This window comes from Caballeronia arationis (genome assembly GCF_001544975.2).
GTDB lineage: Bacteria > Pseudomonadota > Gammaproteobacteria > Burkholderiales > Burkholderiaceae > Caballeronia > Caballeronia arationis.
In genome coordinates this window covers 38,362-51,047 of the sequence record NZ_FCOG02000011.1, presented here as the reverse complement: position 1 = coordinate 51,047, position 12,686 = coordinate 38,362, and the positions used below count along the sequence as shown (strand labels likewise).

The 12,686-nt window shown below is 59.1% G+C and carries 9 protein-coding genes; 5 read left to right on the top strand and 4 right to left on the bottom strand.

Annotation, left to right across the window (positions count from 1 at the left end):
• Positions 1 to 6: 6 nt before the first annotated feature.
• On the bottom strand, positions 7 to 318 hold the full coding sequence (locus AWB81_RS08910) for a hypothetical protein (protein ID WP_144444104.1): 312 nt from the start codon (positions 316 to 318) through the stop codon (positions 7 to 9).
• Positions 319 to 505: 187 nt separating this feature from the next.
• Positions 506 to 922 carry a hypothetical protein gene (locus tag AWB81_RS08905; protein ID WP_144444103.1) on the bottom strand — a complete coding sequence of 139 codons (417 nt, stop codon included), beginning with the start codon at positions 920 to 922 and terminating at the stop codon, positions 506 to 508.
• Positions 923 to 1,023: 101 nt separating this feature from the next.
• Here AWB81_RS08905 and AWB81_RS08900 point away from each other — a divergent pair, with 101 nt between their 5' ends.
• Positions 1,024 to 2,406 (top strand): hypothetical protein, encoded by a 1,383-nt coding sequence (locus AWB81_RS08900; RefSeq protein WP_062634301.1) that lies wholly within the window; start codon positions 1,024 to 1,026, stop codon positions 2,404 to 2,406.
• 19 nt (positions 2,407 to 2,425) lie between these two features.
• Positions 2,426 to 4,381 (top strand): DUF7194 family protein, encoded by a 1,956-nt coding sequence (locus AWB81_RS08895; protein ID WP_062634300.1) that lies wholly within the window; start codon positions 2,426 to 2,428, stop codon positions 4,379 to 4,381.
• A 46-nt stretch (positions 4,382 to 4,427) separates the two neighbouring features.
• On the opposite strand, the gene AWB81_RS08890 is transcribed toward AWB81_RS08895, so the two are convergent.
• Positions 4,428 to 5,393, bottom strand: a complete 966-nt coding sequence (locus tag AWB81_RS08890) for a hypothetical protein (protein WP_062634298.1) — start codon at positions 5,391 to 5,393, stop codon at positions 4,428 to 4,430.
• 69 nt (positions 5,394 to 5,462) lie between these two features.
• On the opposite strand from AWB81_RS08890, the gene AWB81_RS08885 reads away from it, so the two are divergent.
• Complete coding sequence (locus AWB81_RS08885) at positions 5,463 to 7,985, top strand: hypothetical protein (RefSeq protein ID WP_062634296.1); 2,523 nt, start codon at positions 5,463 to 5,465, stop codon at positions 7,983 to 7,985.
• Between the two features lie 14 nt (positions 7,986 to 7,999).
• A complete protein-coding gene (locus AWB81_RS08880) occupies positions 8,000 to 8,905 on the top strand; it encodes a hypothetical protein (protein ID WP_062634294.1) in 906 nt (301 codons plus the stop codon).
• Between the two features lie 62 nt (positions 8,906 to 8,967).
• Here the strand turns inward: AWB81_RS08880 and AWB81_RS08875 are convergent, their stop codons facing one another.
• The gene (locus tag AWB81_RS08875) at positions 8,968 to 10,215 is read right to left on the bottom strand and encodes a hypothetical protein (protein ID WP_062634291.1); all 1,248 of its coding nucleotides are present in this window, start codon (positions 10,213 to 10,215) and stop codon (positions 8,968 to 8,970) included.
• An 86-nt stretch (positions 10,216 to 10,301) separates the two neighbouring features.
• Here AWB81_RS08875 and AWB81_RS08870 point away from each other — a divergent pair, with 86 nt between their 5' ends.
• Complete coding sequence (locus tag AWB81_RS08870; RefSeq protein WP_062634289.1) at positions 10,302 to 12,569, top strand: hypothetical protein; 2,268 nt, start codon at positions 10,302 to 10,304, stop codon at positions 12,567 to 12,569.
• Positions 12,570 to 12,686 lie beyond the last annotated feature (117 nt).

Sequence of the window (12,686 nt, the reverse complement as noted above, 5' to 3'; positions counted from 1 at the left end):
CCTTGCTCAAGACTTAGCGCGATGTTCGATATGTTTTTTGTGCGTCTCACAGCGTTTGACGTAGTCCTGGTATGACTTCTTCAGAATGCGTTGTGTCTGGTCTATGTAGTTGTGCAACTCGACGATGTGAGCACGCGCGAGCGCGTCCACAGCAGCATCGTCGGAAGGCTTGATGGCATCCAGTTGCTTGATCGGGACGTCGGGTGCACGAGGAAGGGTCGGCATGCGGTACGCAGGACACAGACCTTTCGTGACCGGGGGTGGTTCATCCGGTGGCGTGGGAGGCGGCGATTTAGCGATGGCCGGATCAACACGCATGTCCGGAATGATTACGACCAGCCCGCTGATCTGCGACGGTGGGTGGTCGCTCGATCCCGCTCGAATCGCCGCCTGATTGACTTCGAGTAGGTGGTCTTGTTGAAACTGTTGCAGCCGGCCAAAGCGAGGCCCAGCGCGATTCCAGCGCCGAATAGGAACTTGAGCATGGTGGATTTCCTGCGGTGAGTTAGCGGTGTGCGGCTTGCAGACCCGCGAACGTGCTTTTGAGCGCCTGATAGCTATCAGGCGGGGCCGCGTGGGGCGGCTCTGGAGGCGTGGCGCTCGCTGCGGGCAGCGAAGCGGCAGCAGGCTCGGGCGGCAGGCAGTCACGTTCGACGCGTGCCTTCAACCGGATGACTTCAGCGCGTGACGTCTTGTATTCCTTCTCGACCTCAAGGTACTTCGCGAGAATCGACAAGAGCCGGACGTCCGCGCTCAGATTCACTAAGTTGAGCGTGAAGCTCGCCATGATCACGATGCTGAAGATCGCGCGGCGCTTACTGTTCCTGAAGGCATAGGCGAGACTTTTGCCATCCAAAACCATTTCCTTGACGAATGGCCATGCGCTCCACACGAGCTTTCCAATGAATTCAATCGGGCTCAAGGTGAATCCCCTTTAGCTAATTTTATAGTCTGAGTAGTTATTCCAGAGAAGGGCTGGCCATGCCCTTTTCGTCGCCGCGATGTCATGGGAGAGGGAACGCGATGTACTCGCTTAAAGGCTTTATCAGTAACGATGTGTTTGCGGACAACGCCCCGGGAGCGATCGCAACCATCGGCGAACTGTCTACACAGTCGAGCACCTATTCGCTCGACAAGATCTACTACACGCAGGAGACGTATCCGGATCTCACGTTCGTGAGTTTCCTGAGTCAGGATCCGGACGCAGGCGCTGTCGGCGTGCCAGCAAATCTCGTCACGCAGGTGATGCAGATTGCTGCATGGGTGTTCGCACAGACGCAAGCCGTGCCGAACCCCGGCCAGATTGCCGCGAGCACGATACTCTCAGGCCTGCTCAACCAGTTTCAGACGAGCGCACAGAACTTCACCTGCGGGGACATGGTCACCGACGGCACGTACTGGGTACCCGAATGGCTGCAGTGGGAGAACACGACCGACTCGACTTACGGCTCGATCGCAACGGGCAAGGACAACCTGATCAAGATCTGGTTTGCCGATGCCTCGTTCAAGGCGGAGTACGACGAGTATTCGATCGTCGTCGTCCCACCGATGGCGAATCTGGACAACTTCTTCACGACCTCGTCGAACGTGCAGGCGGAGCTGAACGCTCAGACCTTCGTCAACACGATGACGCTCATTCAGGCGGCAAAGGGCGACAACCCCGAGTCGATCCTCGACGCGCTGAGCTTCGATTACATCGATCCGGCACTGCCGACGAATACGATCCCGACTAACTGGACCGTGTTGATCTACGGTCAGGCCGGCAACAACATCGACGCGATCGCCAATGCCATCATCACATACGTGCTTGCGAACAGCACGCACACGCAGGCTGAATGGACGGAGATCCTGCCGGATTTGTTCAAGCGAACGGAGTTCACACTGATTCCCATGTGGGATCAGTACGCGATTCCCAACCGCAACCAGGTGAGCGGGATTTACTCACCCGTTGCCAACCCATCCCGCGCCCTCGCGATGATGACGCAGGTCGCCACCGGTTACCCGGCGGCTCATATTAATTCCAACTGCTGCGTGCAGACGTATCCGTATAAGTCGGTGGCGCTGGTGACCTGCGGCTCGCCGAACAACAAGGATTCGAAGTTCCAGATCGAGCACGTGTTCCCGGACATCCTCTCGGTGCCGTCGCAGAGTCTGGACTTCGCACGCATGGCAACGGACACGCAGAACTTCGTTCTGCTCCTGGGCCAGATGTTGGCGGCGGCCGAGGGACTGACGCAGTACGGCAACGTGCCGGCGGGCATGACGAAGCTCACGCGCAACAACGTTCTTTATCTGGTGGCGACCTACGACGGCATCAACTACCTGATGGTGGCGAAGGCCAACTTCCCGATCTCAAACGTCGCGGAGTTCGGCGCGGATGGCGTGTACGTCGCAAACACCCAGTAAGTATTAGACAAGGAGCATCATGACCACCCCTCTGAATCCGAATATCGGATCGTCGGGCCTGTGGACGCTGGCAAGTCCCTTCGACGCGAAGCTGCAAGCCGGCGTCGCATACCGCTGCGTCGCCGTCCGACTGCTGAGCGACATCATCGGGAGCGGAGGGGATCCGTTCACGCTGTACTACTCGCCGAGCGGTCTCACGCAAACGGATTTCCAAAATGACGTGTCTGCGGGCGCGTCAATTGTTTCGCTGCAGGCGACGGGCGGTACGTGGCTTTATCTGCCGAACACGTACATTACCCAGATGCCGAGCCAGAACAATGTTCCGTATACGAGCATCGTGCTGGGTGTGCATTGCGGAGCGTTGCCGGATTCTCTCGATCTCACCTACGTGAAATCGAAAGTGTCGCTGGCCGTGCAGGACGCAATCGGTGTGACGCCCACAATCAAGTCGTTGGCAGTATCGGCGAAGACATTGATCAGTCAGACGGAGCATGCGGCGATTACCTCGACACGCAATGCCGCGATCAGCCAGGCCGGTACTCCCACGGCGCAGCTTCTGGCGCTGAAGGATCAGCTCACCAGCAGCCAGCAACAGGTCACGTCGCTTACGTCGTTCATCTCGTCGATGATTTCCGCCGGACTGATCGACGCGAACGGCAACATCGTCTCGAGCGGGGGAGGCGACGTCTCGAATACGCTGGATCCGCAAAGCCTGCCGGACGGGCTCGTGCTGGAGGACGACAATCTTACGGTCGCTGCGCCGATGAGCTTTGGGGCAGCGCGTTCTATCGTTGCCCATAACAGCGGTCTGTATTACGTCGAGGCGACGATCGTCAGGTTCTCGACCGCGGTGGGCCTGGGATTGGTCAACGGTCGCGAAGATCTGGCCTCAGTGGGCAGTGATGGAAACGGCATCATGGCGTTCTGCGGGACCGACGCCGGAAATGGCGTCAAGACCAACAACGCGTTCATCAGTACCACGCAGAGCAAGTTCAACTTGTCGGCCGGCGACACGCTTGGGATGGCGATCAATCTGGACGCGAAGCTGGTGTGGTTCCTCATGCCAGAAACAGGGCTCTGGAATGGCGACGAATCGGCTGATCCGGTCGGGAACGTTGGCGGCATCGACATCAGTGGGATCATGTCCGCCGGCTATAACGGATATGTCTATCCGTGCGCGATGGTCGAAATGACCGGCGACGGTGGCGTGCTCGAGACGGCCGACACGGTCACAGTCAACCTCGGTGATCAAGCCTTCGTCAATACCGCTCCGTCAGGCTACAGCGTCTGGGGTCACACGACAACTTCTGGTGGAGACGGAGGAAATACCGGAGGGGGTGGCACTACGCCGACCGTCACGGCGACGTTCGACTCGTCCGTCTTGCCGTCGGGCATGGTGCTTCAGAGTTCCAACATGACCGTCGTGGGTACGAAGAACGAGTGGCAGACCGCCCGGACCACATACGGTCAGTCCTCGGGCCTGCTGTACGCGGAAGCCACGATCAACCGCCTCACGGGCGCGGTCGGCTTCGGTATCTGTAACCAGCTCGAAGCGCCGAACGGCGAGCTGGGCGCCGACGCCAACGGCATCATGATGTACACCAACATGTCGAAGGTGACGAGCGGGATCTTCTACTTGGGTGCCACGGTAAACGCGATTGGCTCGCAGGCGCCGATGCAGGGCAGTACGGTAGGTATTGCTGTGAACCTCTCGGCCAAGTTGATCTGGTTCTATAACCCGATCACGCAACAGTGGAACGGCGGCACGCCGACCGAGCAGAATCCGGAAGGCAACATCGGCGGGATCTCGATCGCAAGCATTTGCACGCAGGACGGCCTTGCAGCACAGGTCTTCCCGGCAGTGTCGACGTGGCAGATCTCCGACTCGGTGACCTACAACCCGGGCAGCAGCACGTTCGTTAATTCGGTTCCAGTCGGTTACAAGGCCTGGAACACGGAAAGCGTCTCGTCCTAAAAGACGGCATAAGCGCCCAGGGGAAGACCCCTGGGCTTTATGTCGCTTAGTTGTATTTTAGGTTCGGTGCCGTGATCGACTGGGTCGCCGCAATGGTGACCGCCGAGACGTTGCCCTTGACATCCATATCGCCGAGCAGCTCCGTCTGACCAGCAATCGTGATCTTGCCGCTGCCTGCCGTTCCTCCACTACCGCCGCCGCCCGCCGCGGTGGTCATGTCGCCGTTCAGCCCCATCGCGCCGTTCTCCGTGAAGTCGCCGTTGTGCGTGGTGGTGGCTTTGATGCCGAGCGTGTTGGAAGTGATATTCGACGTCTGCGCCTCGAGGTTGAAGTTCTTGGTCTTCATCGAGATCGATTCCTGCGTCGCCATGGCCAGATTTTGCTTCAGCATCTGTAGCACCGATTGATCACCGTTGCCGAACTCGAAGTGGTTCTGCGTCGAGTCCAGGATCAGGTAATTGCCGATGTCATCCTGCATGCGGAAGTAGCCTTCCTTCGTGCTGAGCTGGATGTCGTAGCCGTAGGGCTCGCTGTTGCCCTTCGACGTATGCAGGGTGATCAATCCCTGGTGCGTCGACACTTCCATGTAGTAACTGTTGGTCGCATCCGTGCCCTGTGATTCGTCAGCCGTTCCGCTGAACGCCCAGACGACCGTTTCCAGCTTACGCAGCGCGGAGTCGTCCGTCAGCGTCGTCCACCAGTACTTGTCCTCATCCGCGAATTGATAAAGCGCCACCGTCGCGCCGCGGCGCACGTCCGGTGCTGTCATGCGGTTGCCCGCGCCCAGCTTGAGCCACGTTGCCTTCACCGTGTTGGACGACGCGACCTGGGTCTTGTAGGCCGAGCCCGTGTTGTCCGCACCTGACGCGGTGATCTGGCTACCCATATCGGACAGTTCGCCGTTCAGGAAGGGCAGCTTTTCGATAGGGGTGACTTCGATTTCGTTGCTTGAAAGAGGCTTGTTCGCGGCGACGATGCCGTTGCTGAAAAACTTGAGTTGGGAAGGACCCATTTCTGACTCGCTTGGTAAAAGTTACGCCATAGGATCATCGTCTGTGGAACAACAAAGGAGGGGACCGCAATGCGCTACACGGCACTGAAACTGAAGGGCTATAAGCGGTTCAAGCTCAACCAGATTGAAACGTTCGAGATCCGTCCGACCGAGCTGATCCAGCTAATCCTCGGCACCAACGGCTCGGGCAAGTCCTCACTCATCGAGGAGCTCACGCCGCTGCCCGGGAACCCGGCGTTCTATACGAAAGAGGGCAGCAAAGAGGTTCATATCGTCGATCGCGGACATCAGTTCGTTTTGACGAGCACGTTCGCGTCCGGCAACAAGCACAGTTTCATGAAGGACGGCGAGGAGCAGAACCCGGGCGGGACCGGGGCGGTGCAGAAGGAACTCGTCAAGCAGGAGTTCGGGATAACGGCGGAATCGCACGATCTGGCGACCGGCGTGGAGAAGTTCACTAGCATGGGTCCGTCTCGTCGTCGGGAGTGGTTCACCCGGCTCGCGGAAACGAACTACGACTACGCCATCGGTGTGTACAACAAGTTGCGGGAAGAGTTTCGGAACGTGTCGGGCGCACTGAAGCTGGACAAGAAGCAGCTCGTGATCGAGCAGGCGAAGATCATCTCGGAAGAAGAACAGCAGCAGCTGATCAAAGACGTGAAAGAGCTCCACGTCGAACTCACCCGTTTGATTGAGATGCGCGCACCGATCGAGCGCCCGCTGTCAGAAGTCGATTCTGCGCGGATGGCAACGGAAGCCCAGCTTCGGGTGCTGAGTGAGCGATTGCTGAACCTTCGCGTGGAGTCGCCCGCTCGCCCATACCGGAACGATTGGTACGAGTTGGTCACGCCGGTGTTCAATTCGGTTGAGGATGTCGACCGACACATGGACACGGTCCGGCACCGAATTACCGCGCAGGAGGCAGTGCTCACAAAGAGCGTGACCGACCACGAAAAGTTGAAGGAGACGGTCGAAATCCTGAAGAAGCGCGGCACTGATGGGGTCAAGTCGGTTCAGCTTCGAATTCAGCAAGCGCGCGACGCACGCGATGCATTGCTCAGAAGTCGACAACTGAAATTGGAAGGCTTTGATCCGGCGGTAGCGATGCAATCGTTCGAGTCGATTCACGAGGCGATGTTTGACCTATTGAACCGCCTGCCGGAGAACCAAGATGAACGGTTCAGCCGTGCCAAGTTAGATGAATCGCGCGCCGAGCTCTTAACGTACAAGGAGCTTCGTACAAAAAAGGGACAGGAGCTCGCTCACTTCCAAGCGAAGAAGCAGCACCTCGAACAGCACAAGGCAAACGGTGCGACGACCTGCCCGAAATGCCAGCACACGTTTACACATGGAGTGAGTCTGGAAGCACTCGATGTGCTCACCCTTCAAATCGTGAGGAACCAGACGGAGCTTGAGTCTCTGGAAGCCTTGGTCGGGAAAACGGAGGCAAGGATCGCGCAGATTCAGTCGTATGGTGAGCTTTTTCGGGAAGTGCATCAGACGATCCGCGGAACACCCGCACTGCGTCCCTTCTGGGATCACCTGCTGGAGACCGATCATCTGAAGTCGGCACCGAAGGTAGCGGCCAACATGCTGGTTGGGGTCCTTCGGGAAGATCTCGAACTGGAGGTCAAGGCGAAGCGCCATATCGACGACATTGAGGAACTAACTAAGCTTCTCGTCCAGTCGGAAGAGCTCGGCGACCAGAACCTTGCCGAAGTCTCCGTGAAGCTCGGCGAGTCCAGTCTGCAGATCGAGGCGCTCACCAAGACGCTCGGCGAAGCTCGGCAAGATCTCAACGCTTTCGCCCTCTACCGTCGCCAGCTGATGGAAGCGATTGACCTGGCGCAGCAGATCGAGGTTGCTCGGAGGAGCTTCCACGATCTCACGGAAATGCAGGTCGAGACGCTGCGCCGCATGACGATCCAGCAGTGCATCCAGCAGACCCAGAGCACGCTCGCCCGCAAGGAAGAAATCCTGAACGCGCTCAACCAGCAGAAGGCCATCGTCGAAAGTCTCAACAAGACGATCGCTCGTCGGACGCTGGAAGAGGAGGCCTTGCGAGTGAGTGTTCGCGGACTCTCGCCCACGGACGGACTGATTGCAGACGGGTTGCTGGGATCGATCAGAAGTTTTACCCACCAGATGAACCAGTTGATTCGCAAGATCTGGGCGTACCCGCTTGAAGTTCTGCCGTGCGGGATGTCGAGTGAGCGCGGCGCGGAGCTGGACTACAAGTTTCCTCTTCTCGTCGGTAGTCGGGACAACATCGTTGCGGACGTCAGCCGCGGCAGTAGTGGAATGCAGGAAATCGTCGATCTGGCTTTCAAGGTCGTCGCGCTGAATCGCCTGCATCTCGACCACGGTCCGCTGACGCTCGACGAGTTCGGAAAGACGCTCGACCTCGAACATCAGCACGCGGCAGTCATGGCCATCAAGACACTGATGGACACGAAACCTTTCACGCAGCTTTACATGATCTCGCACTTCGAGGCCCACTACGGTGCCTTCACGAACGCGCAGGTCTGCGTGTTAGACGCCCGGAACATTGCGGTGCCGAAGGTCTACAACACACACGTCACCATGCATTAAAAGGAAACAAGAAGATGGAAGTCAAAGAAATCATCGACACGCTGACGGCGGTCAACCAGCATCTCACCAGCGCGCAACGCGCGCTTTTGCAACTAACGCTCCGCCTCCAGCACGTCTCCGAAGATCAACTGAACCTGGCTGCTGCGCAACCCTCTCAGGCTCCGCAGCCGGACGCCGGTGACCGTCCGTCGGACGTTATGGCGCAACCGGTAGACCTGGTCGTTCCGGGCGCGGCACAAGTCAACATCGGCTCGGATTGGAAGGTCGACCGATTCGACGCCGGTGAAGACAAGCACAAGGCTCCCCTCGCGCCGTCAATGGCTGACGCGCTCGAAACCGCGAAGACCGTCCTGAAAGACGCGCTCCGCGCCGCAGGCCAGTCGCAGCTTGTGGACATGGTCGACCACGTCAGCGAAGCGGATCTGAAGCGGGTTCAGGCGGCGACCGAGCAGCCCACGCCGGCAGATGGTCCGACCCCGGCCACGACGCCGGCGCAGGCACACGAGCAGGAGCGTGAGCGCGAGTCGTTGAAGGCGTTCATCGGTCCGGAGAGCATCTTTGTCTCTTATCTGAACAGCGGCGCAGTGACCGGCGGCCGAGGTGGGCTCGGCAGGAACAGTCGTAGCTTGAAACGCTGGCAGGAAGATGCCTTTTGGATCGAGGAGTCGCGCCTCAAGAGCTGGCCATCTGGCTTTTACCAGAATCGAGACACCAAGGCTACGCAGCTCCTGATCAACACGGAACGCGCGGCCGTCCTCGTCGACGGTCTTCCGGACGCCAATGCCAAGGTGTACGTGCTGCGCTACGGTGCGCAGGTGGGCTTCGAACCCGTCGAGATGCTCCCGGCACTGGCCCGTACGGCCGTGGCGAAGTGGGTGGAGGCGAAGTTCAAGTTGTTGCTGGAAGAAGCCGCCGCGTAGGTAGCAGACGTCATAGAAGCCAGAAAGGACTTCGCGTCCTCTCTGGCTCTTATGCCGTTTGCTCAGCCTACGTCGATGTCACAGCCGATCCGGAGGAAGAATGCCGAACTGATGTCCTGCGGGTTCATCGGGTTGCGTGAATCGGTCAGCGTCACCTGCGCCTTGGCTTCAACGGTGTGAAAGAGATAGTTGTCGCGCAACGTGTCTTCCGTGGTCAGTGCCCATTGCCCATCCTCCTCAACGGACCAGTACTCCGACACCTTCCCGTATCCCGCGACGAGCGGCCACTGTGGCTCCACGTAGCTCACGTAGAGATTCGGAAATTTCGCTGCTCGCACCCGCACGAGATCCGTCCAGAGTTCGGTGTTGTCGATCAACACGACAAACGACTGGGACAGCGTCAGGTACGCCTCGATGAACGCATCCGAGAGCATCTCGTCCACCGAGAACGCTTCCGAATTGTTCGGGTAGCTCGTGAGCGGCAGCCCGGACAGATCGATGTGCGGCTTCGACTCGAAGTAACGCTCGAACAGCGGCAAGTTGTTGAAGTCGATCATGATCGAATTCTTCCCCACCAACCGGACAGTCTTCGAATCGAGCACATGCAGGTACCCACCGATCACCACCATCACCGTGTAGTTCGTGAGGTCACGCCCGAAATTCAGGTAGGCATGGTTGGCGTAAGACTGCGTGCTCTTCTGCTTGAAGAACATGTCGCTTGTGATCGGAATGTGCGTGAGCGCGCCCAGATCCTGAAAGCTCACGATGCCGAGCTTGTTCTTCTTCGAATGGATGCAGGATTTCATCCCGTCCGTCACCCAGACGCCTGTTTGCTTGTCGGTGTCGATCAGGTGGAAGAAGCCGTTCACGGAGACCAGACAGCTTTCGTAGAAGGTCTCGTAGTTGATGTCCGAGCGCGTCAGCAGGAGGTCGGCCTTTTCCGAAGTCGGCAAGGGCGCGGTGACCGACGCTCGCGAGCTGATGGGCGTGATGGCATACCCCGCGCGAAAGCCGTCCTGATAGCGCGCGTACTTCGTCGAGAGCGTGGGGATCGTCGTCGAGGTCGGTAGCGCCGTGTTCCCGAGGCCAGCCAGATACGCGTTGAATGTCTGAAACTGGTTGGTGATCTTCGGGAGGATCTTGTTCAGATTCAGGCTAACGTTGCCTGCCAGAAACGGGTTCGAAAGGACCGCGTAGACGGTCGAATAGTTCTGAATTACCTTGGCGAAAGTCATTTTGCCAAGGTCAATGGCGCTCCATTTTTCGCCGTTTGCGAGCGACTTGCCAATGGCAGATACCAGGGTATACATGCGTCTCTCCGAGCGACCGAATCGTAATCGTATGTCAAGTTGACCTAACCATACGATGAGCTTTCCGGCGTTCGGGAGTCTTCAGCATGTCCACATCCACTCTTTCGTATCCGTTCGATCCGACGGGTTCGCTGGCATCGAACCTGATCAAGGGCGAGCAACAACAGCTGGTAGCTCAGAATTTTCGGGACCAGCACCTCATCATTCCGGCCGCCGCGCCGTTCTTCGCTGACACTGTCCAGATCACCTACAAGGACACGTCCGGTCAGATCAGCACGCTCCATGAAGGCGTCGACTTCTATTTCACGCACTGGTTCATCTCGGCAAGCCGAGCGTGTGCGAAACGGGTGTACGGCTCGATCAGTTTCATCGACACGGCACTCGCCGGTATTGTATCCCTTCAATATCAGACGGTCGGTGGTGTCTGGACGCTGAGCGCGCAGCAGATCGCGACAATGCTCGCGAACACGCTGGACAATGCCCGCACCACGTCGTGGGAAGAAATCAGCGGCACGCCTTACGCATTCCCGCCCGAAGCACACAGCTGGGACATCAACGATCTCGTCGGAATGACGGAGGTGGTCGACGCGCTTTCCGGCATCCAGACGGTTCTCCAGCAGACCGGTGGCACGGGCCTGGCCGCACACGAAGCGGACCACAACAATCCGCACGTCGTGACCGCATCTCAGGTCGGGCTCGGGAACGTTCAGAACTACGCGCCGGCGGCAAACAGTGACGGGGTCGCGGGCACCTCGACCACCATGTACATGACGCCAGCGACCACCGCCGCGGCGATTCAGTCGCAGGTGCTCGGTCCGATGAACTCGCACATTGCGAACTACACGAACCCGCACCATGTGACGGCTGCTCAGGTGGGGTTGGGGAACGTCCAGAACTACGGTGTGGCCACGCCCGCGGACGCGGCAGCAGGCGTCTCGACGTCTCTGTACATGACGCCCGCCACGACGATGGCTGCGATCAACAATTCGCTGGGCTCGTCACTGAACGCTCACTTGCTGAACATCAGCAACCCGCACCAGGTAAGCGCGGCACAGGTAGGTCTCGGCAACGTTCGAAACCTGTCGACTGCCACGACCGCAGACGCGATCGCTGGTACGAGCAACGACCTGTACATGACACCAGCCGCGACGGCCGCTGCGCTCAATGCGAGCGGCGCGATGGGACTGATTACGACGCACGAGGCGGACTTTACCAATCCGCACCATGTGACGGCTGCTCAGGTTGGCGCGTATTCGAGCGCCCAGGTCGACTCCATGCTGCAGAGCTATCTGACCACGACGGGCAAGGCGGCGGACAGTTCTCTGTTGGGCGGCTTGACGGTCGCGCAGCTCACCTCGCAGATTCTGGCTGGCACGGCAAACAACGCGACGATGCTCGGCGGCATGACGCCCGCGCAGTTCCAGACGTATGTGTCCGGCGGCACGGCGAACGACTCGGAGATGTTCGGCGGCATGTCGCCCTCGGACTGGGACACGTACATCGCGAACGCGACGGTGGCGAATGCGAACCTGGTCTACGGCCTGACGCAGGCTGCGCTGACGTCTGCAATCCTGTCGGGAACCGCAGCCAACTCCCTGGAGCTGGGTGGTCAGAATGTCTCGCAGTTGACCGCTTCCATCCTTGCCGGTACCGCAGCGAACTCGGCCCAGCTTAACGGCTTGACACAGGCTCAGCTGACGTCGGCAATTCTCGCAGGCACGGCAGCGAACGCGACGGCATTGGGCGGTCAATCGGCGTCGCAGTTGCAGGCAGCAGCGATCGCAGCGAGCAACGCGCAGCTCTGGACCTCGGGCGTGGTGGCAGCGCAGGAATCCGTTCCGTCAAATACCAACGCAGCAGCAAACGTCTGGACGCCAATCGGGCAGCTGAACATGCCGGGTAGCGCGCAGGCGCAGACGGTGTTTCCGGACGTTCAGTGGATTGTGACGGGCGGCGATGCAACCACTGACGCGCAGAGCGGTGCGTGGTTCCTGCGTATCTCGGTACGTGATACGACTCAGACCAACAACGTTGCGATGCAGGCGATCAGCCTGAGCGGTCTGAGCACGACCACCGCTGTCTTCGGCTACACAATCGACACGACCAACGCGAATGCGCCGGTTCTGACGGTCTGGATGAAAACGCCGGGTCACACGAACCAGATCTCGGTGACGTCGCTCTCGGAAAACACCAGCCAGTTCCTGTCGACGATCACGCAGGTCACGACGGAACCGACGGGCATCGTCTATACGACGTCGGACACGTTCGCATTGGCGTCCGAGATGAGCAACATGCTCACGCAGTTGACCACTGCGTTTACCACGCTCGCCAACGCTGTGAACGGTACCACCTAAATCGTCTTTTCCGATCCCCTCAAGACCCACGTTAGGCGGCAGGTGCGCCCAGCGTGGGCTTGGGCGTGGTCGCCGTATGTATTCAAGCCGGGCTTTGTGCTCTGGCCGGAGTCAACC